22 protein-coding genes and 1 tRNA gene are annotated in these 25,449 nt (G+C 66.1%); 12 read left to right on the top strand and 11 right to left on the bottom strand.

The window, feature by feature from the left end; all coding sequences use genetic code 11:
* Window positions 1-62: 62 nt before the first annotated feature.
* From RIB52_RS11170 to RIB52_RS11135, 8 genes are all read left to right on the top strand, one after another.
* The gene (locus RIB52_RS11170) at window positions 63-1,496 is read left to right on the top strand and encodes a sodium-dependent transporter (RefSeq protein WP_350175512.1); all 1,434 of its coding nucleotides are present in this window, start codon (window positions 63-65) and stop codon (window positions 1,494-1,496) included.
* Between the two features lie 99 nt (window positions 1,497-1,595).
* Window positions 1,596-2,477: a recA-like protein gene (locus tag RIB52_RS11165; protein ID WP_350175511.1), complete on the top strand. Its 882-nt coding sequence runs from the start codon at window positions 1,596-1,598 to the stop codon at window positions 2,475-2,477.
* The gene (locus RIB52_RS11160) at window positions 2,416-4,026 is read left to right on the top strand and encodes a DUF6504 family protein (RefSeq protein WP_350175713.1); all 1,611 of its coding nucleotides are present in this window, start codon (window positions 2,416-2,418) and stop codon (window positions 4,024-4,026) included. The genes RIB52_RS11165 and RIB52_RS11160 overlap by 62 nt, the downstream gene beginning before the upstream one ends.
* 77 nt (window positions 4,027-4,103) lie before the next feature.
* The gene (locus RIB52_RS11155) at window positions 4,104-4,442 is read left to right on the top strand and encodes a PilZ domain-containing protein (protein ID WP_350175510.1); all 339 of its coding nucleotides are present in this window, start codon (window positions 4,104-4,106) and stop codon (window positions 4,440-4,442) included.
* Between the two features lie 82 nt (window positions 4,443-4,524).
* Window positions 4,525-5,769 (top strand): putative DNA modification/repair radical SAM protein, encoded by a 1,245-nt coding sequence (locus tag RIB52_RS11150; RefSeq protein ID WP_350175509.1) that lies wholly within the window; start codon window positions 4,525-4,527, stop codon window positions 5,767-5,769.
* Complete coding sequence (locus RIB52_RS11145) at window positions 5,769-7,229, top strand: UdgX family uracil-DNA binding protein (RefSeq protein WP_350175508.1); 1,461 nt, start codon at window positions 5,769-5,771, stop codon at window positions 7,227-7,229. The genes RIB52_RS11150 and RIB52_RS11145 overlap by 1 nt, the downstream gene beginning before the upstream one ends.
* A gap of 7 nt (window positions 7,230-7,236) precedes the next feature.
* Entirely contained in the window at window positions 7,237-10,776 is a 3,540-nt protein-coding gene (locus RIB52_RS11140) for an error-prone DNA polymerase (RefSeq protein WP_350175507.1), read from the top strand.
* Between the two features lie 2 nt (window positions 10,777-10,778).
* Entirely contained in the window at window positions 10,779-11,519 is a 741-nt protein-coding gene (locus RIB52_RS11135) for an extensin-like domain-containing protein (RefSeq protein ID WP_350175506.1), read from the top strand.
* Window positions 11,520-11,526: 7 nt separating this feature from the next.
* Here the strand turns inward: RIB52_RS11135 and phoB are convergent, their stop codons facing one another.
* The 8 genes from phoB to recJ form a co-directional block, all read right to left on the bottom strand.
* Window positions 11,527-12,216: a phosphate regulon transcriptional regulator PhoB gene (gene phoB, locus RIB52_RS11130; RefSeq protein ID WP_350175505.1), complete on the bottom strand. Its 690-nt coding sequence runs from the start codon at window positions 12,214-12,216 to the stop codon at window positions 11,527-11,529.
* A 129-nt stretch (window positions 12,217-12,345) separates the two neighbouring features.
* On the bottom strand, window positions 12,346-13,014 hold the full coding sequence (gene phoU, locus RIB52_RS11125) for a phosphate signaling complex protein PhoU (protein ID WP_350175504.1): 669 nt from the start codon (window positions 13,012-13,014) through the stop codon (window positions 12,346-12,348).
* A complete protein-coding gene (pstB, locus tag RIB52_RS11120) occupies window positions 13,014-13,781 on the bottom strand; it encodes a phosphate ABC transporter ATP-binding protein PstB (protein WP_350175711.1) in 768 nt (255 codons plus the stop codon). Before pstB ends, phoU begins: the two co-directional genes overlap by 1 nt.
* A 17-nt stretch (window positions 13,782-13,798) precedes the next feature.
* Window positions 13,799-15,058, bottom strand: coding sequence for a phosphate ABC transporter permease PstA (gene pstA / locus RIB52_RS11115; RefSeq protein ID WP_350175503.1), 1,260 nt, complete (start codon window positions 15,056-15,058; stop codon window positions 13,799-13,801).
* Window positions 15,059-15,077: 19 nt separating this feature from the next.
* The gene (gene pstC / locus RIB52_RS11110; RefSeq protein WP_350175502.1) at window positions 15,078-16,463 is read right to left on the bottom strand and encodes a phosphate ABC transporter permease subunit PstC; all 1,386 of its coding nucleotides are present in this window, start codon (window positions 16,461-16,463) and stop codon (window positions 15,078-15,080) included.
* A gap of 120 nt (window positions 16,464-16,583) precedes the next feature.
* The gene (locus RIB52_RS11105) at window positions 16,584-17,828 is read right to left on the bottom strand and encodes an ATP-binding protein (RefSeq protein WP_350175501.1); all 1,245 of its coding nucleotides are present in this window, start codon (window positions 17,826-17,828) and stop codon (window positions 16,584-16,586) included.
* An 88-nt stretch (window positions 17,829-17,916) separates the two neighbouring features.
* Window positions 17,917-17,991: transfer RNA gene (locus RIB52_RS11100), tRNA-Glu, on the bottom strand.
* A gap of 149 nt (window positions 17,992-18,140) precedes the next feature.
* Window positions 18,141-19,967, bottom strand: coding sequence for a single-stranded-DNA-specific exonuclease RecJ (gene recJ / locus RIB52_RS11095; protein ID WP_350175500.1), 1,827 nt, complete (start codon window positions 19,965-19,967; stop codon window positions 18,141-18,143).
* An 82-nt stretch (window positions 19,968-20,049) separates the two neighbouring features.
* Here recJ and RIB52_RS11090 point away from each other — a divergent pair, with 82 nt between their 5' ends.
* From RIB52_RS11090 to RIB52_RS11080, 3 genes are all read left to right on the top strand, one after another.
* Complete coding sequence (locus RIB52_RS11090) at window positions 20,050-20,544, top strand: flavodoxin family protein (RefSeq protein ID WP_350175709.1); 495 nt, start codon at window positions 20,050-20,052, stop codon at window positions 20,542-20,544.
* Window positions 20,545-20,646: 102 nt separating this feature from the next.
* Window positions 20,647-21,477: a hypothetical protein gene (locus RIB52_RS11085; protein ID WP_350175499.1), complete on the top strand. Its 831-nt coding sequence runs from the start codon at window positions 20,647-20,649 to the stop codon at window positions 21,475-21,477.
* A gap of 3 nt (window positions 21,478-21,480) precedes the next feature.
* Window positions 21,481-22,020 carry an AHH domain-containing protein gene (locus RIB52_RS11080; RefSeq protein ID WP_350175498.1) on the top strand — a complete coding sequence of 180 codons (540 nt, stop codon included), beginning with the start codon at window positions 21,481-21,483 and terminating at the stop codon, window positions 22,018-22,020.
* Window positions 22,021-22,027: 7 nt separating this feature from the next.
* On the opposite strand, the gene RIB52_RS11075 is transcribed toward RIB52_RS11080, so the two are convergent.
* Together RIB52_RS11075 and RIB52_RS11070 are read right to left on the bottom strand one after the other, a co-directional pair.
* Window positions 22,028-23,032: an NAD(P)H-dependent flavin oxidoreductase gene (locus RIB52_RS11075; protein WP_350175497.1), complete on the bottom strand. Its 1,005-nt coding sequence runs from the start codon at window positions 23,030-23,032 to the stop codon at window positions 22,028-22,030.
* A 50-nt stretch (window positions 23,033-23,082) separates the two neighbouring features.
* Window positions 23,083-24,144, bottom strand: coding sequence for an amidohydrolase family protein (locus RIB52_RS11070; protein ID WP_350175496.1), 1,062 nt, complete (start codon window positions 24,142-24,144; stop codon window positions 23,083-23,085).
* 279 nt (window positions 24,145-24,423) lie between these two features.
* Between RIB52_RS11070 and RIB52_RS11065 the strand changes: the two genes are divergently transcribed.
* Window positions 24,424-24,579, top strand: a complete 156-nt coding sequence (locus tag RIB52_RS11065) for a DUF1328 domain-containing protein (protein ID WP_350175495.1) — start codon at window positions 24,424-24,426, stop codon at window positions 24,577-24,579.
* Window positions 24,580-24,583: 4 nt separating this feature from the next.
* On the opposite strand, the gene RIB52_RS11060 is transcribed toward RIB52_RS11065, so the two are convergent.
* The gene (locus RIB52_RS11060; protein ID WP_350175494.1) at window positions 24,584-25,384 is read right to left on the bottom strand and encodes a DUF2189 domain-containing protein; all 801 of its coding nucleotides are present in this window, start codon (window positions 25,382-25,384) and stop codon (window positions 24,584-24,586) included.
* Between the last annotated feature and the right edge of the window lie 65 nt (window positions 25,385-25,449).

The following is a 25,449-nucleotide window of genomic DNA, read 5'->3' as shown; positions in this document are numbered from 1 at the left end:
GGGTGGCAACGGGACAGGTGCGCGCCGACAGGGCCGCGCGATCAGAGGGTTTTCTTCACGCCATGGTAGCATCCACCGGTTCGACCGAGCGCGAGGGCTGGTCTTCGCGCAGTGCCTTCATCCTCGCAGCGATCGGCGCTGCGGTCGGGCTCGGCAATGTGTGGCGCTTCCCCACGCTCGCAGGGGAAAACGGGGGTGGGGCCTTCGTGCTGTTCTATGTCGGCTGCGTGGTCCTGCTCGGCCTGCCGCTGGTGATGGCGGAGATTTTCATCGGACGCACGGGGCAGGACGATGCCGTGGGATCGATCCGCAAGGTGGCGCAGCGTTCGGGCAAATCTGGCAGCTGGTCGGGTTTCGGCGTGATCGGTGTCCTCGCGGCTTTCCTGATCCTCTCGTTTTATTCGGTCGTCGCTGGCTGGGTGCTCTATTATGTCGGCGTGATGGGCGGGGATTTCCTCGGTGCGGTTCTTTCGGGCGATCCGTTTCGCGGGGCGCTTGCAGGGGAAAGCCGGGAGATGATCCAGGGCCGGATGGGCAGCCTGTTCGCCGATCCGATGCTGCTCCTGGCAATGCATCTCGTCTTCATGGGCGTGACGCTGTTCATCGTCGCGCGCGGGATCGGTTCGGGAATCGAGGCGGCGGCAACCATCCTGATGCCGATGTTCTTCGTCCTGCTTGTCGGGATCACCGTCTACGGCGCTTTCGTCGGCGAAATGAGCGGGGCGATTGCTTTCCTGTTCACGCCCGATTTCGCGAAGCTGACCCCGCAGGCGATGAACGAGGCGCTGGGACAGGCGTTGTTTTCGCTCTCGCTGGGGGTGGCCGGGCTGATTACCTATGGCTCTTACATCAAGGGGCCCGCCCCGCTCGGTCCCACCGCGGTCACCATCGCCATCGCCGATACCTGCGTTGCGCTGATCGCGGGGCTGATGATCTTTCCCATCGTGCTGGCCGTGGGCCTCGACCCGGCGGCGGGGCCGACGCTGGTGTTCCAGACCCTGCCCTTCGCCTTCCAGACCATGCCTGCGGGCGCGCTGATCGGCCTCCTTTTCTTCGTCCTTATCCTCGTCGCGGCAATCACGAGCTCGATCTCGCTGCTCGAAGTCCCGGTTGCATGGGGGATCGGCGAGATGGGCTGGAGCCGGCGTATCTCCTCGCTCGTCTTCGGGGGAGGGGCGTTCCTGATCGGGGTGGCGTGCCTGCTCGGCTACAATGTCTGGTCGGACGTGCGCCCGCTCGGCTTTTGGCCGCTTTTCGCGGATACGGACATTCTCGACACGGTCGACGGGTTCACGGGCAAGGTCATGCTTCCGTTGGTCGCTTTCTTCACGGCAGTTTTCGTGGGCTGGCGCGCGGACAAGCGGCTGGTCGAGGAAATGACCGGCCTTTCGGGTTTCTGGCTGTCGGTCTGGCGGGCGCTGATCGCCTGGCTGTGCCCGTTGGCGGTGGGGGTGATCCTGGTGACCGGTCTCTTTCCACAGGTGCTGGGCAGCTGATTTCCCGGCGCGCGACAAGCGGGATTGCAATTGCGTTCCACGCGGAACATAATGGGAACGAAGAGGCGTCTTCGCGAGTCCCTCCCAAAAGCAGTTCCCATGACGAAACCCGCACTCTCTCACGGCGCAAGCGCGCTCCAGGCCTTTCCCGTTCCCTCCCGTCCGAAGGGAGGCGGAGCGGCTGCGCGACTGACGGCGGCGGGTGACCTCGCCAGCCTGTCCTCGCCGCGCGAAGGACGCTGGCGGCCGGGGCTTGTCGATCAACCGCTGCATAGCGAGATTTTCGCCAGCATCGGCGATGCGAGCGGGGCGGGGCTGGCCCTCGCGCTCGCCCGCGATGCGTTGGCCGTGGTGACCGCGTCGCCCGATCCTCTCGCCGAACCGCATGACCGGCGCCATGTCCTGTGGGTGCAGGATGCCCGCGCGGTCGAGCGGGGCGGGCGGCCCTATCTTCACGGCCTGCCGCGCGACCTTCGTAATCGGTTGATCCACGTCGCCGCGCGCACGCCCGAAGATGCCCTGTTCGCGCTGGAGGAAGGGCTAAAGTGCCGCGATCTCGCCTGTGTGATCGGGGAAATCGCGGGCAATCCGCGCGCGCTCGATTTCACCGCTTCGCGCCGGCTCAGCCTGACGGCGGAAAAGCATGGCATCGCGCTGTGGCTCGTCCGGCTCGGGGCGGAGGCGGATCTGTCCTCGGCCCGAATGCGCTGGCGGGTCGCGGCTGCTCCCTCCGCCCGCCCGCGCTGGAACGCCGATGCGCCCGGGTCTTCCGCGTGGGCCGCCGAACTGTTCCGCGCACGCTCCCACATTCCCGGACAATGGACCCTTCGCGATGACGACGGACGCCTCCACACCGATCGGTCGGCGCGCCCCGAAACCGCCGCCAACCACAACGCCCCGCAACTCTCCCCCCCGCCGGATTCTCGCCCTGTGGTGCGCACGACTTTCGGTCGATCGCTGGCGGCTCGGGCTCGGGCCTGAACAGGCCTGCGCGCCGGGTAAGGGCGCGGATGCCGAGCCCACTGCACTGATCGCGGAAACCGCGCATGGCCCGCGCATCGCCGCGGTCAACGATGCGGGCCGCGCCGCCGGGGTGATGGTGGGCACGATGCTCGCCGATGCGCGGACCGTCTGCCCACAGGTGCGCACCGCCCCGGCGGACCCTGCGGGCGATCTCGCCTTCCTCGAAAAGCTCGCCGTCTGGGCGCAGCGCTGGGGCCCTTGGAGCGCGCTCGATGCGCCCGATGGCGTGCTGGTCGACGTGACCGGGGCCGCGCACCTGTTCGGCGGGGAGGCGCGCCTTACGGCCGATGTCGAGGCGGCCTGCACGAAGCGCGGGCTCGCAGTGCGCTGCGCGATCGCGCCGACTGCGGGGGCGGCCTGGGCGCTCGCACATTACGGCCCGTCGCGCGCCATCGTGGGGCCTGAGGGCGATCTCCTCGCCCCCCTTGCCGACCTGCCGGTCGCGGCGCTGCGGCTCGACGAGGATGTGCTCACCGTGCTGCGCCGCCTCGGCCTCAAGCGCCTCGGCGAGCTGGCCGGAGTCGCGGGCCACGGCGCAGGCGGTTTGGACGAGGAGGGCGAGGCCGCCTCGCGCGATGCCATCCAGCGCCGCTTCCGCAATCGCAAGTCGCCCGCCGCCAATCCGCTCATCCGGCTCGACCAGCTGTTGGGCCGCGTGCCCGAGCCGCTCCTGCCGGTGGTTCCGCAATCCACGCCGCTGGTCCAGCGCCGCCTCGTCGAGCCGATCCGCCACCGCGACCTGCTCGACCGGGTGCTGGCCGACCTTGCCGGGGACATGGCGCGCGAACTCGAAGGGCGGGGCGAGGGCGCGCGGCGGCTCGAAATCGGGCTGTGGCGGGTTGATGGCGAGGTGATCGTGCGCCGCCTCGAACTCGCCGCCGCGACGCGTGACCCCGACCATGTCATCCGCCTGTTCGCTCGCAAGCTCGACGATGTCGATGCGGGCTTCGGGATCGAGACGGTGCGCCTTCGCGCCAGCTGGGCAGAACCGCTCGCGCTCGAACAGGGGGAGATCGAGCAATCCGCCGAGAACCGCGGCACCTCGCTCGCCGCCTGCATCGACCGGCTCACCGTCCGGCTCGGGGTGGAGGCCGTGCGCCGCCCGGTCCCGCGCGCAAGCCACCTGCCCGAACGCGCGGTCCGCTGGCAGGGCCCGCTCCAACCCGCGCCGCCCGCGCAGGGAATGCTCGAATTTCACCAGAGGCCCCTGAAGCTTCTCGACCGGCCCGAACGCATCGCGGTGCTCTACGCCTCGCCCGACGGCTTTCCCCAGCGTTTCCGCTGGCGGGGCGAGGTGCGCGAGGTCGCGCGGGTCGAGGGGCCGGAGCGGATCGCGCCCGAATGGTGGCGCGAACGTTCGAGCGCGCGGCTGCGGGACTATTACCGGATCGAGGATGCGGCCGGGCGGCGTTACTGGATCTACCGGCACGGCCTTGCCGGAGACGGGCGCGGCGACGACCGCAAGGGGCGCGCGCCCGACTGGTTCCTGCACGGCCTGTTTGCCTGATTCACGCCCCTATCGCATGGCTTCCCGGGACCCCTGTCAGGTTTTCCTTAGGGTTTATGGATTAACCCAAGCCGGTCATGAACATGCATTCGATCCCCCGGACCTCGGAGCGTCGACCGCTAAGCCTGCAGGTGCGCGGACGCGTGCGCTCGCGCCCGGTCTATGTCGACCTGATCGACATTTCCGAAGGCGGTTGCAAGATCCGCGGGACGCAGGGCTTTGCCAGCATCGGCGACCGTGTGGTGATGAAAGTCGGCGGGGTGAACGCCCCGCTTGGCACGATCGCCTGGGTCGAGGGGCGCATTGCCGGTGTCGCTTTCGAGGGCGAGATGCACAGCGCGGTGCTCGATTATCTGTGCCATTCCCACGGTGCTTCGGCTGCACCCGAAGAGCATGAGGCATTGCGCCGCGTCTGATCGCCGGAGAGTCGCCGACCACTTGCAAAGAAAGCACTGGAGCAGCGGTGCATGGGAACATATATGGAACATGTAGGTGTCCATGGCCCAGCAGCAGCTCTCCCTCCGACAGAAACTCGAAATCCTCGCCGATGCGGCGAAATACGATGCGTCCTGCGCTTCTTCCGGCACGGCGAAGAAGAATTCGCGCGGAGGCAAGGGGATCGGCTCGACCGAGGGGATGGGCATCTGCCACGCTTATGCGCCCGACGGCCGCTGCATCTCGCTCCTGAAGATCCTGCTGACCAATCACTGCATCTTCGACTGTCATTACTGCATCAATCGCAAGAGCTCGAACGTCCGCCGCGCGCGATTCACCCCGCAGGAGGTCGCCGACCTCACGCTGTCCTTCTACAAGCGCAATTACATCGAGGGCCTGTTCCTCTCCTCAGGCATCGTGAAGAGCGCAAACCACACGATGGAACAGCTGATCGAGGCGGCTCGGATCCTGCGCGAGGCACACGATTTTCGCGGCTACATCCATTTGAAGACCATTCCTGAGGCCGATGCCGAGCTGATCCACGAGGCGGGGCTTTACGCCGACCGCGTCTCGATCAATGTCGAGCTGCCGACCGACAGCGGTTTGACCCGGCTCGCGCCGGACAAGAATGCGCGCCAGATCGAAGGCGCGATGGACCGCACCAAGTCGCGCATCCTCCAGGCGAAGGACGAGCGTAAGCGCTTCCGCCACGCGCCGCGTTTTGCGCCGGCGGGCCAGTCGACCCAGATGATCGTCGGCGCGGACGGGGCGAGCGATGTCGACATCATGGGCCGGGCGAGCGCGCTTTACGGCAATTTCGGCCTGCGCCGGGTCTATTACAGCGCCTTCTCGCCGATCCCCGATGCCTCCGCTGTCCTGCCGCTGAAGCGTCCGCCGCTTATCCGTGAGCATCGGCTCTACCAGTCGGACTGGCTGATGCGCTTCTATGGCTATGCGCCGGGCGAAGTGGCGCAGGCGGCGGAAGCGGACGGGAACCTCCCGCTCGACATCGACCCCAAGCTCGCCTGGGCTTTGAAATTCCGCGAACGCTTCCCGGTCGACGTCAACCGCGCCTCGAAAGAGGAATTGCTGCGCGTGCCGGGGCTGGGGACGAAGGCGGTGGCGAAGATCCTCGCCGCGCGGCGGCACCGCACATTGCGTCTCGATGACCTTGCGCGGCTGACCCAGTCCATCGCCAAGGTGCGGCCGTTCCTCGTCGCGGCCGACTGGCGCCCGACGCGGCTGACTGACCGGATCGACCTGCGCAGCCTGCTCGCGCCCAAGTCCGAGCAGTTGGAGCTGTTCTGATGACAGCCCAAAGCTCCAGTATGCAGAACGCCTCCCTCGGCGCGCATTACGTCGTCCATATCCCCGAGCCCGACGACTTCGCCTTCTGGCGCGAGCGGGCGCGGGGACTGATCCAGTGCGACGTGCCGCCCGACCGGGTGAGCTGGATCGAGCCCGGCGGAACGGGCAACCTGTTCGCGCAGGAAGGCCCCTCGCGGGGGGAGCGCCGCCTTCCCGTGCCGCCCGAAAACCCGCGCGAGGTTCGCGCCAGCAAGCGTTTCCTTCAGCTCGCCCGCAAGGTCGCGCTCCATTGCGACCCTTCGCGTTTCGGCCTGCTCTACCGGATGCTCTGGCGGCTCCAGTCCAGTCCCCGCGCGATGGAGGACAAGGCCGACCCGGACGTGCGCCGGATCGAGGAGCTCGACAAGGCGGTGCGGCGCGATGCGCACAAGATGCATGCCTTCGTCCGCTTCCGCGAAGTCCGCACCGAAGACGGCGGCGAACACTACGTCGCCTGGTTCGAACCCGACCATCACATCGTGCGCGCCGAGGCGGGCTTCTTCATGCGCCGCTTTGCGAACATGAACTGGTCGATCCTGACGCCCAGGGGCTGCATCCACTGGGACGGCGAGACCATGCGCGAAAGTGGCCCCGCGCAGCGCGGCGATGCCCCCGGCGGCGATCCGGTCGAGGAACTGTGGCGCTCCTACTACGCTTCCATATTCAACCCCGCGCGGCTGAAAGTCGGGGCGATGCTTTCCGAAATGCCGCGCAAGTATTGGAAGAACCTGCCCGAGGCGGCGCTGATCCCCGATCTCATCGCCGGCGCGCAGGCGAGGGAAGCGCAAATGGTCGACACCGGCGCGAAGGACATGGGCGATAAGCCCGAAACGCTGGACAAGGTCGCAGAGGCAATCGCCCGCTGCCGCGCCTGCCCCATCGGCGAACTCGAAAACCGCGCCGTCATGGGCGAGGGGCCACGCACCGCGCCGCTGATGATCGTCGGCGAACAGCCGGGCGACCAGGAGGACGTGACAGGCCGGCCTTTCGTGGGGCCTGCGGGGCAATTGCTCGACGAATACCTGCAGCGCGCCGGGATCGACCGGGGCGAGGCCTACGTCACCAACGCGGTCAAGCATTTCAAATACGCCCCTCGCGGCAAGCGCCGCCTCCACCAGTCCCCGGCGGCCAAGGAGATCGACACCTGCCGCTGGTGGCTCGAGGCGGAACGCGACCTCGTCAAGCCGCGCGTGATCCTGGCGCTGGGCGCAAGCGCGGCACGCGGGTTGCTTGGGCGTACGGTGAGCATCTCGAAGGTGCGCGGAGAGCCGATGTTGCTCGAAGGCGGAGCGGAGCTATGGGTGACGGCGCATCCCTCCTACCTGCTGCGACTGGACGGCGAGGCGCGCGACAAGCAGGCGGCGCTGTTCGAGGCTGATCTCGCTGCGGTCAGGGAGCGGCTCGCGGAACTGGAGGCCTAGCGAGCCCATGCCCGAGGCTCCGCTCACGCCCGAAAAACGCCGGCTCGAGGTCGATCCCGACAGAATCGAGGCCCCGCCGCGCGCACCCTTCGTCGAACTGGGACTGGTGAGCTGCTTCAGCTTCCTGCGCGGCGCTTCGGATGCGGTCGACCTCGTGCTGACCGCCCGCGCCCAAGGCTACGACGCGATCGGAATCGCCGATGCCAACAGTTTCGCAGGCGTCGTGCGCATCCACACCGAAGCGCGGACGCTGAAGCTGCGCCCCGTCATCGGCACGCGGATCGAGACGGTGGAGGGCCTTGCCTTCCTTGCCTACCCCCGGGACCGCGCCGCCTATGGCCGACTGTGCCGCCTCATCAGCGCAGGCCGCATGAGCACGCTCGAAGGCGAGTGGCAGGACAAGGGCGTGTGCGAGATCGACTGCGCCATGCTCGCGGAACATGCCGAAGGAAGCGAGCTCATCCTGATCCCGCCCCATGACTTGGGCGAACATTTCACTATCCCCGCCTGGGCGAGCAATGTCGTCGCGCTCGACGGGAGCGAATTCGCCGAAACCGTCACCGGGACGCTGCCCGATCTCCTGCCCCACCTGGTGCGCGGCCTGCCGGGCATGCGCCATATCGCGGCGAGCTTCCTATATCGCGGCGACGACACCGCCCGGATCGACCGGCTCGATGCGCTCGCCAGGGCGAACGGGCTTGGCCTGCTGGCAACGAACGACGTGCATTACCACGCGGCCGAGCGCCGACCGCTACAGGACGTGATGACGGCGCTGCGCAACAAGACTACGGTGGCCGAAGCCGGGCACCTGCTCCACGCCAATGCCGAGCGCTACCTCAAATCCCCGCAGGAAATGTGTCGCCTGTTCGAGCGCTGGCCGCATGCGATCCGCGCCGCGCGCGAAGTGGCGGATGCCTGCACCTTCAGCCTCGAGGAACTGCGTTACGAATACCCCGAAGAAATCTATCCCGACGGGATGGAACCGCAGGAATATCTCGAGATCGAGACCTGGGCCGGGGCAGAGCGGCGCTACCCCGCCAAAGATTATCCGGGGGGCGTGCCCGACAGCGTCACCGACACGCTCGAACGCGAACTGGCGCTGATCGCGAAGCTCGATCTTGCGCGCTATTTCCTCACGATCAAGGACATCGTCGATTTCGCTCGCAGCGTCGACCCGCCGATCCTGTGCCAGGGGCGGGGCAGCGCGGCCAATTCGGCGGTGTGCTACTGCCTTGGCATCACCAGCGTCGATCCGGCGAAACACCAGCTTTTGTTCGACCGCTTCATCTCGGAAGAGCGCAAGGAGCCGCCCGACATCGACGTCGATTTCGAGCACGAGCGGCGCGAGGAGGTGATCCAGTACATCTATCGCCGCTATGGCCGCCACCGCGCGGGGCTGTGCGCCACCGTCATCCACTACCGCCCGCGCATGGCGATCCGCGAGGTGGGCAAGGCGATGGGGCTGTCCGAGGACGTGACCGGTGCGCTCGCACGGACGGTGTGGGGCGGGTGGGGCCGCGAGGTTTCCGAAAAGCACGCTGCCGAAACCGGGCTCGACGTGACCGACCCGCACCTTCGCCGCGTGCTCAAGCTCACCGAGCAGATGATCGGGATGCCGCGCCACCTTTCGCAGCATGTCGGCGGCTTCATCCTGACCGAGGGCGCGCTGACCGAAACCGTGCCGATCGGCAATGGCGCCATGCCCGATCGCAGCTTCATCGAATGGGACAAGGACGATATCGAGGCGCTCGGCATCCTCAAGGTCGACGTACTGGCGCTGGGCATGCTGACCTGCATCAGGAAGTGCCTCGACCTGCTGGAGAATCACCACGAGCGCAGCCTGACGCTGGCGAGCGTTCCCCGTGAGGACCCCGAGACTTACGCGATGCTGCGCAAGGGCGATTCGCTGGGCGTGTTCCAGGTCGAAAGCCGCGCGCAGATGAACATGCTCCCGAGGTTGCGTCCGCGCGAATTCTACGACCTCGTGATCCAGGTCGCCATCGTGCGGCCCGGCCCGATCCAGGGCGACATGGTGCATCCCTACCTCAAGCGCCGACGCGGGGCGGAAGCCGTGACGATCCCTGCGCCCTCGCCGCAACACGGTCCGCCCGACGAACTTTCGAGCATTCTCGAACGCACGCTGGGCGTTCCGATCTTCCAGGAACAGGCGATGAAGATCGCATTGGATGCGGCCAGGTTTTCAAGCGCCGAAGCGAACCGGCTGCGCAAGGCGATGGCGACCTTCCGTTCACGCGGCATGGTGGACGAGCTTCAGGACATGATGGTCGAGCGTATGGTGACGCGCGGCTATGAGCGCGACTTCGCCGAACGCTGCTTCAACCAGATCCGCGGTTTCGGCGAATACGGCTTTCCCGAAAGTCATGCGGCGAGTTTCGCGCATCTCGTCTATGTTTCGAGCTGGCTGAAGTGCCACTTCCCCGCCGCCTTCGCCTGTGCCCTCCTTAATTCGCAACCCATGGGCTTCTACGCGCCCGCACAGATCGTGCGCGATGCGAGGGAGCATGGGGTCGAAGTGCTCCCGGCGGATGTGAACCTGAGTGAGTGGGACTGCACTTTGGAGGAGGTCGGCGAGGCGAGGGAGGTGTGCGAGGGGCGCTTCGACCGACACATCGCCCTGCGGCTCGGCCTGCGCCAGATCGACGGCCTGCCCGAACACGTCGCCGCACAGCTGATCGCCGAGCGTGAGGAGAACGGTGCCTACGCGGATGTCGCCGCCTTGCGCGAACGTGCCCGCATCGGCCCGGCCCATGTCGAACGGCTTGCGAGCGCGGATGCCTTCACCTCGTTTGGCCTGTCGCGCCGGCAGGCCTTGTGGGATGCGCGCAGCCTCGTCGCCGCGCCCGACCTGCCGCTGTTCCGGGCCGCCGAAGAGCGCGAAGAAGGGGTCGAACGGGCGAAAATCGCGCTCCCGCAGATGCCTTTGTCGGAGGAGGTGGTGGCCGATTACCAGACTACCCGCCTCTCGCTGAAAGCGCATCCGATGGCCTTCCTGCGCCCCGCTCTCGCCGATCGCGGTTTCGTGCGCGCTTGCGACCTGAGGGACCGCAAATTTCGCAGCATGGTGCAGGTGGCCGGCGTCGTTCTCATCCGCCAGCGCCCGGGCAGCGCCAAGGGCGTGTGCTTCATCACGCTGGAGGACGAGACGGGGGTCATCAATCTCGTCGTGTGGCCCGATCTCAAGGAAAGGCAGCGCCGCGTCGTGATGGGTGCGCGGCTGATGGAAGTGCGCGGCCGCGTCGAATATGACGACGAAGTGATTCACGTCATCGCCCACCACATGACCGATGCGACCGATACGCTCTATCGCCTGTCGGACGACATGCTGAACGCGCCCGTCGCGCGCGCCGACCATGTCAATACGCCGCTGACCGGGCACAAGCATCCCGCGAGCCGCACCGGCAGCGCGGGCGGCGATGGGCAGGGCCGGGAGGCGATCTCTCCGCGCGACCTCATCGACCAGTTGCCGAACACGCGCGGCCATCCGCGCAATGCCCGGATCATTCCCAAGTCGCGCGACTTTCATTGAACATGGGGCGTCGCCGCCAAACTGTCGCGATCAGCCGCCGGATCGGGCGCTTTCGATGGGATCGCCGCGCGCTCGGCCTGTTGGCGTTGTTCGCGCTGGTCGTCGCGGGATGGAGTTGGCTGAGCGCCCATCCCGAGCACAATCCCCGCGTCCCGCTAGACCTTGACGACCCCATCGGCATGGCGACTGCCGGCAAGCTCAACGCGCTGCGCCAAGACGCCGACGCATGCCGCGCAGTGCTCGAGCGCAGCGCCGTTGCCTTTCAAGCTCTCGCTCCGGCGGGCGAGGGCGAATGCGCGCGGCCCGACCGGACCCGGCTCGAAACCTATCCCCTTGCCCCCGCAACACCGCCCGTCACCTGTCCCCTCGCCGTCGGACTCGAATTGTGGCGTGAGAGACGCGTCGAACCGGCAGCGCGGCAGATCTTCGGAACCGGCGTGGCGCGGATCGAGCATCTCGGCGCTTTTTCATGTCGGCGCATGTATGGTGACGCGGATGCCCCTTGGAGCGAACACGCAACCGGAAACGCGATCGACATCGGCGCTTTCGTTCTCGATGACGGAACCCGCATCAGCGTGCTCGGCGATTGGGCGAGTGACACCGACAAGGCACGCTTCCTGCGCCAAGTGCGCGCCGGGGCGTGCGATGCGTTCGCGACCGTGCTCTCGCCCGATTACAACGCGGCCCACGCCGACCACTTCCACTTCGACCAGGGCGCAAGTTGGAGCGGCGCGTGCCGTTAGGACCGGATCAGGCAGTCTCCAGCGCGTAACCGGCCGAACGCACCGTGCGGATGGGATCCTTCGCCCCTTCGATCCCGATCGCCTTGCGCAGGCGCCGGATATGGACATCGACCGTACGCAATTCGATGTCCGAGCCGGTGCCCCACACTCCGTCGAGCAGCTGGCCCCGGCTGAAGACCCGACCCGGGCTTTCCATGAAGAACTTGAGCAGGCGATATTCGGTCGGACCCAGCTGGAGCGAGCGACCGCGGCGCTGGACCTTGTGGGCGACCGGATCGAGCTTGATGTCGCCGACCTCGATCGTCTCGCCGGCAAGGGCCGGGCGGATGCGGCGCATTACGGCGGCCACGCGGGCAAGCAATTCACGCGGCGAAAAAGGTTTGGTCATGTAATCGTCCGCCCCGATCTCCAACCCGCGCACGCGGTCGTCCTCGGCCTCGCGCGCGGTCAGCATGATGATCGGGACATGCGCGGTTTCCTTGTCGCGGCGCAGGCGGCGGCACACCTCGATCCCGCTGGTGCCGTCGATCATCCAGTCGAGAATGATGAGATCGGGCACGTCCTCGCTCGCGAGCACCATCGCCTCGTCACCGTCTCCGGTGCAGCGGACCTGGTAGCCCTCGTTCTGGAAACGATATTCGAGCAGTTCGGAAAGCGCGGGATCGTCTTCGACAAGCAGCAATTTCGCAGCGGACATGGCTTTAATCCTCGATTCTGCCCCGGCAGCGCCGCGAGCGAACGCCTGTTCCCATGTTTCAGTTTTGCTGCACTTTGATGAAATCGGGTCCGCTTACTTTTCCACATGCGCCGAGAGGACAGTCCCGCCTCAGCGTTCGTCCTCGGGCGGGTAATTCCCGGTCGCGGCGAAGTGGACCATTTCGGCCACATTGGTTGCATGGTCCCCGATCCTCTCGAGGTTGCGCGCGACAAAAAGCAACTGGGCGGCGCTCGAAATGGTCGCCGGGTTTTCAACCATATGGCTGACGAGATTGCGAAAAATACTGTTGTAAAAGGCGTCGACCTTGGCATCGGTCGCGATGACCTCGCGGGCGAGGTCGGGGTCGCGCGCCGCATAGGCGGTAAGCACGTCGTGGACCATCTCGCTGGTGAGTTCGCCCATGGCGGGCAGCAGGGTGAGCGGTTCGAAACGGTCGCGCCCTTCGATCATGCCGACACGCTTGGCGATGTTCTTGGAATAATCGCCGATGCGTTCGATGACCCCGGCGATCTTGAGCGCGGCGATCACTTCGCGCAGATCGTCTGCCATCGGGGCGCGCAGGGCGATGATCCGGACCGAGAGCTTGTCGACTTCGGTTTCAAGCGCGTCGATCTTGCGGTCGCGCGCCACCACCTTGTCGCCCAGTTCGACATCGCCGCGGACCATCGCATCGAGCGCGTCGGCGATCGCGACTTCGGAAAGGCCGCCCATTTCCGCGATCAGGCCCCGCAGGCGCGTTATGTCCTCGTCAAAGGCCTTGACCGTATGTTCACCCATCAACCGTAGCGTCCCGTGATGTAATCCTTCGTCCGTTCCTCGATCGGATTGGTGAAGATGTCCGACGTCGGCCCGTATTCGACCATCTTTCCGAGGTGAAAGAAAGCCGTACGCTGGCTGACGCGGGCCGCCTGCTGCATGGAATGGGTCACGATGACGATGGCGTAGCGCCCCGAAAGCTCGTCGATCAGTTCCTCGATCTTGGCCGTGGCGATCGGGTCGAGTGCGGATGCGGGCTCGTCCATCAGGATCACTTCGGGATCGACCGCAATGGCGCGCGCAATGCACAGGCGCTGCTGCTGCCCGCCGGACAGCGCGGTGCCCGAATCGGCGAGCCGGTCCTTGACCTCGTCCCACAGCCCCGCGCGAGTGAGCGATTTCTCGACGATCACGTCGAGATCGGCCTTTTTCTCCGCAAGGCCGTGAATCTTCGGGCCATAGGCGATGTTGTCGTAGATCGATTTGGGGAAGGGATTGGGCTTCTGGAAGACCATCCCGACCCGAGCGCGCAATTGCACCACGTCCATGGCGTCGCCGAGGATGTTCTCGCCCTCGAGCTCGATCGATCCCGTGACGCGGGCGGTCGAGATCGTGTCGTTCATGCGATTGAAACAGCGCAGGAAGGTCGACTTGCCGCAACCCGACGGGCCGATGAAGGCGGTCACGTAATCGGGGGAGATGTCGATCGAAACCGAATCGATCGCCTTGTTGTCCCCGTAAAAGACCGAGACATCGCGCGCCTTCATCTTGGCGCCGGTGTCTTCCATGTTTTCGTGAATGACAGTCACCAGGTCTTCTCGAATTTGTTGCGCAGGTAAATGGCGATGCCGTTCATCAGGAGGAGGAACAGCAGGAGGACGATGATCGTCGCGCTGGTCCGCTCGACGAAACCGCGGTCGATTTCGTCAGACCACAGGAAGATCTGCATGGGCAGTACAGTAGCCGGCGCGGTAAAGCCATCCGGGGGCGTTGCGACGAAGGCGCGCATGCCGATCAGGATGAGCGGGGCCGTCTCGCCCAGCGCGCGGGCCATGCCGATGATCGTGCCGGTCAGCATGCCGGGCAGGGCGAGCGGCAGGACATGGTGAAACACCACCTGCACCGGCGATGCCCCGACAGCGAGCGCCCCGTCGCGGATCGAGGGCGGGACCGCCTTGATCGCGTTGCGCCCGGAAATGACGATCACCGGCATCGTCATCAGCGCGAGCGTCATGCCGCCGATGATCGGGGTCGACCGCAGGTTCGGGAACAGCGTGAGGAATACCGCAAGGCCGAGCAGGCCGAAAATGATCGAGGGGACGGCGGCAAGATTGTTGATCGATACCTCTATGAGATCGGTCCAGCGGTTCTTGGGCGCATATTCCTCAAGATAGAGCGCGGCGAGGATCCCGACCGGGAATGCCAGCGCGAACGTGACCAGCATGGTCAGGATCGAACCCTTGAGAGCGCCCCAGATCCCGGCCATTTGCGGGCTCGTCGCGTCCGAACGCGCAAAGAAGCCCATGTCCCAGTTCTTGGCCAGCTTGCCCTCGGCCTGGAGGCGGTCGGCAAGGGCCTGCATCTCGCTTGAACCTTCGTCATTGAGGCCCGAGGCTAGGTCGGAGGACGCGGGCAACCACAGGGTCGCGCTGCCATAGATCAGCGCGGGATCTTCCGCGAGCGCGCGGGCGACGTCGCGCCAGGCGTCCTTGTATATCTCCTCGGCGCCTTCTTCGCCCAGCGAGCGTTCGGCATAGAGGTCCACGACTTCGGGCAGGCCCTGCAATTCAAGCACCTGCATTGCCGAAGGCGCCGTGAGGGAAACCTCGTCGCCGGTCACGCCGGCTTCGGCGAAGTCGATCTCGACGGCGAGTTCGGCCCGCTGGAGCCCGGGAATCCCGTTGATCAGCATGTTGGCCAGCAGGAAAATCAGCGCGGCGATCGACAGGCCGATTGCCCCGAGGCCGAGCGCGCGGAAATTGCGCTCGGCGCGGTAACGCTTCGCCAGCCGCTTTTCAAATTCGGCCGTGCGGGTCGGGCGCTCGCGGGCGGGCTCTGCGGCCATTCCGGGGGTCAAGGGCGTGCTACTCATAGGCTTCGCGGAACCGTTTGACGACGCGCAGGGCGACGATGTTGAGAGCGAGGGTGACGAGGAACAGGACGAAGCCCAGGGCAAAGGCGCTGAGCGTCGCCGGGTGGTCGAAACTGCCTTCTCCGGTGAGCATCTTGACGATCTGGACCGTGACCGTGGTCATCCGGTCGAACGGGTTGGCCGACAGGTTCGCCGCTGTGGAGGCGGCCATGACGACGATCATCGTTTCCCCGATCGCGCGGCTCACCGCAAGCATCACGCCGGCGACGATGCCGGGCAGGGCGGCGGGAAAGAGCACCTTCTTGATGGTTTCCGACTGGGTCGCGCCCATCGCAAGGCTCCCGTCGCGCATCGCGCCCGGCACCGCGGCAATCGAATCGTCCGCCATCGAGGAGACGAAGGGAATGATCATGATCCCCATGACGATCCCTGCGGCGAGCGCGCTTTCGGTCGAGGCGTTGGTCATGCCGAGCGCGACCGCGGCATCGCGGAAGGCGGGCGCGACCGTCAGCGCGGCGAAATAGCCGTAGACCACGGTGGGAACGCCGGCGAGGATCTCGAGCATGGGCTTGACCCAGGAACGCAGCCGCCGGTCGGCATACTGGGTGAGATAGACCGCGCTCATCAAGCCGAGCGGGATGGCGACCACCATGGCAATGATCGCACCGATGAAGATCGTCCCCCAGAACAGCGGGATCGCGCCATAGCGCGACCCGTCGGGATTTTCGGGATTGCTCATCGGGTCGGGATTCCAGAACGTCCCGAACAGGAAATCGATGGGCGAGACCATGCCGAAAAAACGCACCGTCTCGAACACGAGGCTCACGAAAATGCCGAACGTCGTCAGGATCGCGACCAGCGAGGCGAGCAGCAGGATCGCGAGCACGGTGCGTTCGACTTTGGTGCGGGCGCGGAAATCCGGCCTGACGCGCAGGTAGGCGAAGGCCCCGCCCCCGAACGCAATGACAAGCGCGATCGCGATGCCGATAACGTTGTAGCGCGAAATCGCCTCGCGATAGGGCTCTATCAGCGCCTCTGCACCCTCATTGAAGACGCCCGGCGCATTGCCCTGCGCGACCGCGCGCGCCTCGGACAGCCATGCCTCGCGCTCGAAACCGAATTCGGGCAAGGCCGCCGCCGCGGGCGTTGCCAGAACGCTCTGCGCGACAAGCTGGGGGGCGACGATCGACCACAGGGCGATGAAAGCGAGCAGTGGCAGGACGATCCAGAGCGCGACATACCAGGCATGATAGACCGGCCGGGCAATCGGGCGACTCTCTGGATCGGCCTTCTGGAAGGTCCATGCCCGCGCGCGCCCAGCCAGCCAGCCGGCGAGGCCAAGCCCGATGGCAATCAGGAGAAGCGTGATCGGCGACATTGAACGACTCTGTTTTCCCCGCGCCGGGGTGTGTGCGATGTGGGCATCGAACCGGTGGAGGGCCCCCGTCCTAGTCTTCGTCCTTTGGCGGGCGCATGTTGAAGAAATAAGACAGGCGGTTCACGACATTTCCTGCGCTTCGCGCGGCTGCGTCTCGGTGTCCGGTGTCTCCTGCCGGGCGCGCGCTCCGGCTTCGGCAAGGGGCAGGCGCACCGCGACGCGCGTTCCTTCGCCGAGCGTGCTGTCGATGTCGAGCCGCCCGCGATGGCGTTCGACGATATGCTTGACGATGGCAAGGCCGAGACCGGTCCCGCCCGAAGCCCGGCTGCGACCGGGATCGGTGCGATAGAATCGGCGGGTGAGATGCGGGATCTGTTCGGGGGCGATGCCTTCGCCGCGGTCGATCACGACGAGCCTCGCCTGCTTCTCGCGCGAGAGATCGAGCATCACGCGCACGGGCATATCCCCGGAACCGTATTTGAGCGCATTGTCGACGAGGTTGCGGACTACCTGCTCGAGCTGCTGGCGATCGCCCTGCACAACGGGGTCGGCATCGAGTTCGATTTCGAGCCGTTCCGCCCGGGCCGGGCCCGCGCCCTCGCGCGCGGCGCGTTCGACAAGGGGGGCGAGCTCGATCCGATCCTGCGGCGGATCGTGCTTTTCCGCCTCGACCCGCGACAGGCTCATGAGGTCGCTTATAAGGCTCTGCAGCCGCAGCGCCTCGCGCTCGATCGTGGCGAGGAATTTCTGAGCCGTGGGCGAATCGAGGCTTTCGCCGCTTTCGCGCAGGGTTTCGACATAGCCGAGAATGGCCGCCATGGGGGTGCGCAATTCGTGACTCGCATTGGCGACGAAATCGGTGTGGGCGCGCGAGATGTCGGCTTCGGCTGTCTGGTTGATCAACTCGATTACCGCGAGTTTCTCGTCTACGGACTGGCGATTGATCTGCCAGATATCCTGCCTGCGCACGAGCCCGCGCACGATCGCCTGGCCGTCGCGTCCTTCGCCGAGCAGGGTGATCGCCTCGGGCTGCCGGAAGATGACGCGCGCATCCTGCCCGACGACATGCTGGCCGAGCATCCTCCGGGCGGCGCGGTTGGCAAGCGCGATCGCGCCCAGTTCGGTGACAAGCAGCGGGATCGAGGAATTCTCGATCAGGTCGCGCATCGATTCGACGGTGAATTGCCGCTCGACGATAACGGTGGGCGGTTCGGGTGGACGGATCGCGGCCACGAGAAGCGAGCCGACCCATACCGCAAGCACGGCCAGAGCGACCACCGCATCGATCCCGAGCAGCAGCAGCGCGACGAAGGTCACGGCGGCAAGGCTGATACCGGCCACGGGGAAGGTTTCGATCCGGCCCATCGATATGTGCCTTATCGTTTCGGGCCCGATCAGGGAAGCTTGGAAGGAAAGACCGACCGACATCAGCCGGGCGACACAGGCGAGCGAATGGTGACCCCTACGGGACTCGAACCCGTGTTTCAGCCGTGAAAGGGCCGCGTCCTAACCGCTAGACGAAGGGGCCACGTGCGCCTCTGGAAGCGCCTGTCGCTCGTGAGAGCGCGCACTTAGGGGCCCCGCAGGAACGGGTCAACCCTGCTTTGCCGCCATGCTTCGATTTTTTGACAGCGCCCCGCCCGCGCCTTCGTAACGGTCTGCATATCGGTCTGCATATCAGTCGGCGAAAGCGGCATCTTCGAGGTGCAGTTCCGCTGCGGGCCGCGCACCCCAATCGTCGAGCTTGACCCGGCCGGCGAGGTGGAATTGGCGGCCCTTGTGGCGGTGGAGCAGGGTCTGCGCCATCTCGGTCTCGCCGGCGCGAAACGCGATCGCCTTGAACGAGCGGCCGTCATTCCCGCTCGCGATCAGGCGCAGGTGATCCTTGCCCACGATATCGGCCTTGACGATGCGCACCGGCCCCACCGCAACACGCGGGGCGGGCCAGCCAACGCCATAGGGCCCCGCCGCCTCGAGCGTGTCGCACAATTCCGGCGTCAGCCCGCCCGGCGCGAGCGAAAGGTCGAGCGTCATCGCCGCCCCGGCGCGGGCGCGCTCGACATCGCGTGCGAGCCGCTCGTCGAGGAATTCGGTAAAGGCGGCGAGCTTCTCGGTCGGGATCGTCAGCCCCGCCGCCATGGCGTGCCCGCCGCCCGCGACCAACAGGCCGGCCTCGCGCGCGGCGATGATTGCGGCCCCCAGATCGACGCCGGAAACAGATCGGCCCGAACCCTTGCCGGTCTTCTCGGTTTCGTCCTCGGCGATGACGATGGCGGGCTTGCCGGTCTTCTCCTTGATCCGCCCGGCAACGATGCCGATCACGCCAGGATGCCAGCCGCTACCGGCGAGCACGTGGACCGCCATGTTATGCTGGTGGACAAGCTGCGCCTCGGCCGCCTCCTGCACGGCCGCCTCGATCGCGCGGCGTTCCTCGTTCAATTGCGAAAGCTGCTCGGCGATACCGCGGGCCTCCTCCGGGTCGCGGGTCGTCAGCAGCCGCACGCCGAGTGTCGATTCGCCGATCCTTCCCCCTGCGTTGATCCGGGGCCCCAGCGCAAAGCCGAGATCGCTCGCGATGGGCGCGCGGGTGATCCGGCTCGCATCGATCAGGGCCGCCATGCCGATGCGCTGGCGCCGCGCGAGCACCTTGAGCCCCTGAGCCACGAAAGCGCGGTTGAGCCCGTGCAGCGCGGCCACGTCTGCGACCGTGCCGAGCGCGACGAGATCGAGCAGGGCCATCAGATCGGGTTCCGCCCGGTCGGCGAAGAAACCCTGTCCGCGAAGGGTCCGCACCACTGCCACCGCGAGCAGGAAGGCGACGCCGACGGCAGCAAGATGCCCGTGCGCGGCGGCGAGATCGCTTTCGTCTAGCCGGTTGGGATTGACGAGCGCAGTTGCGGCGGGAAGCTCGGGCGAGCATTTGTGATGATCGACGACGATGACGTCGACCCCCGCGGCCTTTGCCATGGCGAGCGCTTCGTGTGCCATGGCCCCGCAATCGACGGTGACGATCAGGCTCGAGCCCTGTTCGGCGAGCCGGACAAGAGCCTCTCCACTCGGTCCGTAGCCTTCGAGCAGGCGGTCGGGTATGTAATAGTCGGCATCCGAGCCGAGCGCGCGCAGCAATTCGATCATCAACGCCGCGCTGGTCGCACCGTCGACATCGTAATCGCCGTAAATCGTGATCCTTTCGCCCGAAAGCACCGCTGCCGCGATCCGCTCGGCCGCGCGGTCCATGTCGCGGAATTCGGAAGGATCGGGCAGGAATGCGCGCAATGTGGGGCTTGCATTGCGCGCGACGTCCGCAGGCGCGACACCGCGTGTCATGAGCAGCTGGGCGAGGAGGCCCTGTTCGAGCCCCGGTGCGCCGCCTGCCTGCGCATCCAGTTCCATGTTGCTCCCGCGCCAATGCCATGCCCGGCCGGTGAGCGATTGCGTCACGCCGAGCACGCAGGCGCGCGCTTCGCTGCGGGCGGATGAAGGGGAAAGCGGTCGGGTGGCCATGGGCGAAAGCTACACCAGCGCGCGGGCGCGCAACAGGGGCACGCCGTTGACAATCGACAGGCTGGAGCGGCAGGCGGGAGCGATGGATGCAACCGATCGTTCGCGCCGTTTGATCATTGCCTGGCACAGCCGCACGGGGGCGAGCGAAGCCATGGCGCGCGCGGCCGCGCGCGGGGCCGGGGACGCGCTGTTCCTGTCCTGCGACGAGGTCGGACCTGACGTGCTGCTCGGCGCGGGGGGCTATCTTTTCTGTTGTCCCGAAAACCTCGCCACCATGAGCGGCGCGATGAAGGAGATGTTCGACCGCTGTTACTATCCCGTGCTCGGCCGGATCGAGGGACGCCCCTTTGCCACGATCATCGCTGCCGGGTCTGACGGCGAGGGCGCCCAGCGCCAGCTCGACCGAATCGCGCAAGGGTGGCGGCTAAGACGAGTCGCCGAGCGCATGATCGTGAATTTCTCGGCCCAGACGCCCGAGGCGATTCTCGCGCAGAAAGAGGTTCCTGCGGCAACGCTCGAGCAATGCGAGGAGCTTGGCGAGGCGCTCGCGACGGGACTGCGCGAAGGAATCTTCTGACTTCGACAATGCCAGGGTGGAACACTCGACAATCTGGACTCGACGACTCCTGCCAAACACGCCAGAAAAGCCTCCTCTTGGGATACACCTTGCCCGGATGCATTGGGGGATAGGGTCATCGCTCAGCAAGCGAATGGCAATTTCGGGCTTTATCTGCTGTTTGCTGCGGGCAAACGGCCGGATCGCCATGCCATCCTGCAATTCGCCGAGCGCCACCCATCCGTCTCGCTGAGCTACGATCCTCTCGATGGCCCCGACGCCGAGCTTGTTCCGGCAAGCGCGCAAGCGCACGAGCCGGGCGAGCCCGCGCAATCCGACCTTGCCGAAAAGGTCTGGGTCGAATTACTGCGTGACGGTCTCACTTTCGACCTGCGCGGCATGGCTCCCGGGCGCGCCTGTCCCGTCGCGCACGCCGAACACCTGTTCGACATGGAGGAGGCGAGCGCGCCCTCTAGCTGCGAGGGGATGCGGATCATGCCGGGCCCGCATCTCGCGGGCGGCGAGCGGACCGTTCCGGTGATGCGCGGCATGGTCGCCCTGGCCCGCGATATCGTGCATCATTTCAGCGATCTCGAAGCGGTCGCCTGGCCCCCGGCGAAAAGCGCGATTGGTCGGCGCTTTTTCGAATCGACCGTTACCGCGTGGCTGGAGGGCGGGGCCTTCCCGGCCCTCGGCCTTACCGCCTTCAGCGAAGGGCTCGACGGAGCGCTGCAGAGCGTTGGTCTCGATCACTGGATCGGGCAGGAGCTGCGCATCGAACCGCCGCTTGCGGCCGACCGCGTCACCGCGACGCGGCTCGGCGTGCGACTCGTCAACCAACTCGTCCTTGTCGGCGGGCTGGACGAAAGCGAGCGCATCATCGCCCCCGACGGCACGCGGCTCGTCCTGCGCCCGTCACGCAATGGCCGCTTCATTCGGGTCTGGCGGGAGTGAGTCTTGCGGGCGGGGGCGAAAGCGGCGGCGGCTGCGACGCGGACGGCAATCCCGTTCCGAAGCGTCAATCGCAGGGATGCCCCTGGTTTCGATCCCGGCCTCCAGCGCCACCACTTGCTCCCGCGCCAATTGCTTTCGCGCCGCTGTTTCGGCGCTATGTTCGAGCGTATAGGCCGTCCCGCGGTCGGCTTCGACGATTTCAGGTCCAACGGCCTACTGCTGCCCGCGAGCGAGGAAGCGACCTTGCGCATGGGACTGCCGCTCCACCGGGGGCCGCATCGGCGCTATAATGAGATGGTGATCGAGCGCGTCGGCCGGATCGAGGCGCGTTGGGCGCTCGCCCGGCAGGACGATCCCGAAGCGGCGATGGAGGAAGCGCTGATGCGGCTTGGCCTGCTCCAGTCCGCCCTGCGCCGCCAACTCCTTGCCGAGCGGCGGCGCTTCCTCCTCAATCGCAAGGACCCGCTCGGCACCGGCTTCGATTTCAGCGAACTCGACGCGATGGCCGACGCACTTTGGGCCTCGACCGGCGGAGCGGGCTAGGGCGGATCTATTCGGCCGCTTCGGCGAGGCTTTCCCAGGCGTTATAATGGGAGTTGGCGAGCAATTGCGCCTTGGCGGCGTGATATTCGCGCTCCATCCGGGTGACCAGATCCTCGACCGTGCCGACCGACTTGACCGCGCCGACACCCTGGCCCGAGCCCCAGATGTCCTTCCACGCTTTCGCCTTGGTGTTGCCGCCGCTGCCGAAATTCATCTTGGAGGGATCGCTTTCGGGCAGGTTTTCGGGATCGAGTCCCGCTGCCTCTATCGAGGAGCGCAGGTAATTGCCGTGCACACCGGTGAACAGGTTGGTGTAGACGATGCCGCTCGCATCGCCCTCGACGATGCCCTGCTTGTAGCGCTGATCGGCATTGGCTTCTTCAGTCGCGATGAAGGCGCTGCCCGAATAGGCGAAATCCGCCCGCATGGCCTGGCTTGCGAGGATCGAGGCGCCGTGCGCGATCGAACCCGACAGCGCGACCAGCCCGTCGAACCACTCGCGGATTTCCTGCATCAAGGCGAAGGGCGACAGAGCGCCCGCATGTCCGCCCGCACCGGCCGCGACGGGGATGAGTCCGTCCGCGCCTTTCTCGATCGCCTTCTTCGCGAAGCGATTGTTGATCACGTCGTGCATCGTGATCCCGCCCCAGTTCCTGACCGCCTGGTAGACTTCCTCGCGCGCGCCGAGCGAGGTGATGATCATCGGGACCTGCCATTTCTCGCAAGTCGCCATATCCGCGTCGACCCGGTCGTTGGTCTTGTGGATGATCTGGTTGACCGCGAAAGGCGCCGCCGGGCGGTCGGGATGCTCGCGATTGTGCTTGGCAAGCTCTTCCGTGATCTGGTGGAGCCATTCGTCGAGCAGGCTTTGAGGGCGCGCATTAAGCGCCGGGAAGCTGCCGATGATCCCCGCCTTGCACTGCGCGATCACCAGTTCGGGGCCGGAAACGATGAACAGCGGCGAGCCGATCAGCGGCAGGCGAAGGCGGTCGAACGGGGCGGGAAGCGGCATTGTCTTGGGTCTCCTGAGAAGGTTTCGGCTTGCAACGTGACAGTGTGTCCCTAACGCAGCACCTCTTCAATGTCATAGAAGCGCGCCGCGTTCCCGGCATAGAGGTCCGCTTTTTCCTCGGCGCTCGCACCGATTGTGATGCGCTTGAAGGCGTTCCACAGGACGGGGTAGGTCGCGCCCCAGGAATCGACCGGATAATTGCTCTCGAACATGGCGCGCCCGGTGCCGAATGCCTCGATGCATGTTTCGATATAGGGCCGCCACATGCGCGCGAGTTCTGCGGAACCGTATCCGGCGGCCGGCCCGTCATTCGGCATTGCGCAATTGTGCATGGCGAGCCCGCCGAGCTTCACCACTACGTTTTCGCACTGGCCGAGTTCCCGGATGTTCGCTGCCCAGGTGTCGAACCGTTCCTCGAGCCTGCCCGCATAGCTCGCGCAGCCCAGCGGAGTGCCGCAATGGTCGAGGCAGATCGGCGTGTCGGGAAAGGCGCGGGCGAGGTCGATTACGTCGGGAATCTGCGGCTCGAGGATCCAGGCATCGAAGCTCATGCCCCTTTTGCCCAGTTCGGCGAATCCTTCGCGGAAGGCGGCATCGCGGTAAAGGCCTTCGGGTGCGTGGAAGGGCGGGCCGAGCACGTCCGGGTCCGCGTCCCATGCGCCCTGGTGCCGGATGCCGCAAAAGCGCCGCGGTGCTGCGGCCTTCAGCGCGTCGAGCACCTCGCCCGCCGCGCCGCCGCGGGTAAGATCGGCATGGCCGACGATGCCCGCGCACCAGCGCACATCGCCATAAAGTCCGCTCGCCGCCTGGGCGGCGACGCCGTTGACATACTCGACCTCTCCCACCGGTTTCATCGCGTCGCCGAGCCCCGAATTGTAGAAGGCACCGCATTCCATGAAGACGCTGGCGATGACGTTATGTCCGCTCGTGGCGTGCGCGTGGAAATGGTCGAAGGTGTAATAGGCGTGGGGCACCAACGCCTCGATGAAGCGGTGGCGCGGCTCGGGGAACATCGGTAGCAGCGGGCGCAGGTCCCACAGATGGTGGTGCGGATCGATGATCGGCAGGTCCGGTTCGAGGATCTCTTCGGCCTGGGCGGTTTTATCGGTCATTCTCGCTCTCCCCATGCGGCGCAGTTTCCCTGCGCTCGATTCGTGCAATGCTATGGCACGGCGGCTGCCGAAGGTGCACGCCTCCTTCGGCAAGAATTTCGCCTCGGCCTCGCGGCATGTCCCGAAGAATTTTGCTAAGATAAAGACAACATTTGTGAGAAGTCATTTTGTGACAAGCGCGAGATGCGCCCCTGTCAGACCCCAATTATTTTGGAGAAGCTCTCCATATCGGGACCCAATCGGGTCAACCGTCCATTGGTATGACAGGAGGTATTATCCATGCTGAAATGGGCTATCATTTTCATCATTGTCGCTCTTGTTGCGGCTGTTCTCGGATTCAGCGGCATTGCGGGTGTTGCCAGCGACATCGCCATTGTCCTGTTCGTCGTATTCCTGGTCCTCGCCTTGATCGCCTTCGTGCGCGGGCGAGCCTGACCCTTCAGCGCACCGCACGCACGTAAAGGTGCCAGGTCGCATGGCCCAGCACAGGCAGAGCGACCATAAGGCCGAGAAAAGCCGGGATCATCGCGAGCGCGAGCAGCGCGGCGATGATTGCCGCCCAGGCCAGCATCACGAACAGATTGCCGCGCATGACGGCGAAGCTGGCGATGATCGCGGTCGGGAAACTGACCTTGCGGTCCACCAGCATCGGCAGGCTGACGACGGTCATCGCGTAGAAGGCGAGTGCCATCGCGCCGCCCACCGCACTGCCGACGGCGAGCATCGCGAGGCCTGCGGGTGTCACCAGTGCGGCAAGGCTTTCGCCGCCCATTCCGCTTTCGGCCATGAAGATCGCGAAGATCGCATGCGCCACGATCATCCAGAACGAAAACGCGACGAACACGATCACGCCCATTGAGAGGATCTGGTCGTCGCCATGACCCTTCAGCGCGCCGAGCACCGGGCCCCAGCCAAGCGGCTTGCCCCGCTCGCGCCGACGGCTCGCCTCGTAGAGCCCGACCGCGACGAAGGGTGCGACCAGCGGAAAGCCTGCCGCCGCCGGGATCAGCCAGGACAGTTCGCCGCCGACGAGCGCGACGTAAAAGGCCGCCAGACCCGCGAGCACATAGACCCCGCCGAAAAACAGCCCGTATTGCGGCGCGGCAAGAAAGTCGCGCCAGCCTTTCGCCAGCGCCGCCGACAGATCGCCGAGCGTAAGGTCGGTCGCTATGCGCGGCGACGTGCCCGCTCCGCCTTCGGCCTGCGGTGTGTCGACCAGCCCTTCAGGAAATGTCCCCATGAGCAGCCCTCCCAGTGTCTCACCGGCTGATAGTGCGCCCAAAGGAGCGCCCGCGCAAGCGTGGG

It is taken from the genome of Erythrobacter sp., from assembly GCF_040217515.1.
GTDB lineage: Bacteria > Pseudomonadota > Alphaproteobacteria > Sphingomonadales > Sphingomonadaceae > Erythrobacter.
This window is presented reverse-complemented; position numbering and strand designations above follow the sequence as displayed.

Excerpts from the sequence above, each read along its gene's own strand:
- RIB52_RS11170 (WP_350175512.1), top strand. The coding sequence starts at position 63 with ATGGTAGCATCCACCGGTTCGACCGAGCGCGAGGGCTGGTCTTCGCGC.
- RIB52_RS11165 (WP_350175511.1), top strand. The coding sequence starts at position 1,596 with ATGACGAAACCCGCACTCTCTCACGGCGCAAGCGCGCTCCAGGCCTTT.
- RIB52_RS11155 (WP_350175510.1), top strand. The coding sequence starts at position 4,104 with ATGAACATGCATTCGATCCCCCGGACCTCGGAGCGTCGACCGCTAAGC.
- RIB52_RS11150 (WP_350175509.1), top strand. The coding sequence starts at position 4,525 with ATGGCCCAGCAGCAGCTCTCCCTCCGACAGAAACTCGAAATCCTCGCC.
- RIB52_RS11145 (WP_350175508.1), top strand. The coding sequence starts at position 5,769 with ATGACAGCCCAAAGCTCCAGTATGCAGAACGCCTCCCTCGGCGCGCAT.
- RIB52_RS11140 (WP_350175507.1), top strand. The coding sequence starts at position 7,237 with ATGCCCGAGGCTCCGCTCACGCCCGAAAAACGCCGGCTCGAGGTCGAT.
- RIB52_RS11135 (WP_350175506.1), top strand. The coding sequence starts at position 10,779 with ATGGGGCGTCGCCGCCAAACTGTCGCGATCAGCCGCCGGATCGGGCGC.
- phoB (WP_350175505.1), bottom strand. The coding sequence starts at position 12,216 with ATGTCCGCTGCGAAATTGCTGCTTGTCGAAGACGATCCCGCGCTTTCC.
- phoU (WP_350175504.1), bottom strand. The coding sequence starts at position 13,014 with ATGGGTGAACATACGGTCAAGGCCTTTGACGAGGACATAACGCGCCTG.
- pstB (WP_350175711.1), bottom strand. The coding sequence starts at position 13,781 with ATGGAAGACACCGGCGCCAAGATGAAGGCGCGCGATGTCTCGGTCTTT.
- pstA (WP_350175503.1), bottom strand. The coding sequence starts at position 15,058 with ATGGCCGCAGAGCCCGCCCGCGAGCGCCCGACCCGCACGGCCGAATTT.
- pstC (WP_350175502.1), bottom strand. The coding sequence starts at position 16,463 with ATGTCGCCGATCACGCTTCTCCTGATTGCCATCGGGCTTGGCCTCGCC.
- RIB52_RS11105 (WP_350175501.1), bottom strand. The coding sequence starts at position 17,828 with ATGGGCCGGATCGAAACCTTCCCCGTGGCCGGTATCAGCCTTGCCGCC.
- recJ (WP_350175500.1), bottom strand. The coding sequence starts at position 19,967 with ATGGCCACCCGACCGCTTTCCCCTTCATCCGCCCGCAGCGAAGCGCGC.
- RIB52_RS11090 (WP_350175709.1), top strand. The coding sequence starts at position 20,050 with ATGGATGCAACCGATCGTTCGCGCCGTTTGATCATTGCCTGGCACAGC.
- RIB52_RS11075 (WP_350175497.1), bottom strand. The coding sequence starts at position 23,032 with ATGCCGCTTCCCGCCCCGTTCGACCGCCTTCGCCTGCCGCTGATCGGC.
- RIB52_RS11070 (WP_350175496.1), bottom strand. The coding sequence starts at position 24,144 with ATGACCGATAAAACCGCCCAGGCCGAAGAGATCCTCGAACCGGACCTG.
- RIB52_RS11065 (WP_350175495.1), top strand. The coding sequence starts at position 24,424 with ATGCTGAAATGGGCTATCATTTTCATCATTGTCGCTCTTGTTGCGGCT.
- RIB52_RS11060 (WP_350175494.1), bottom strand. The coding sequence starts at position 25,384 with ATGGGGACATTTCCTGAAGGGCTGGTCGACACACCGCAGGCCGAAGGC.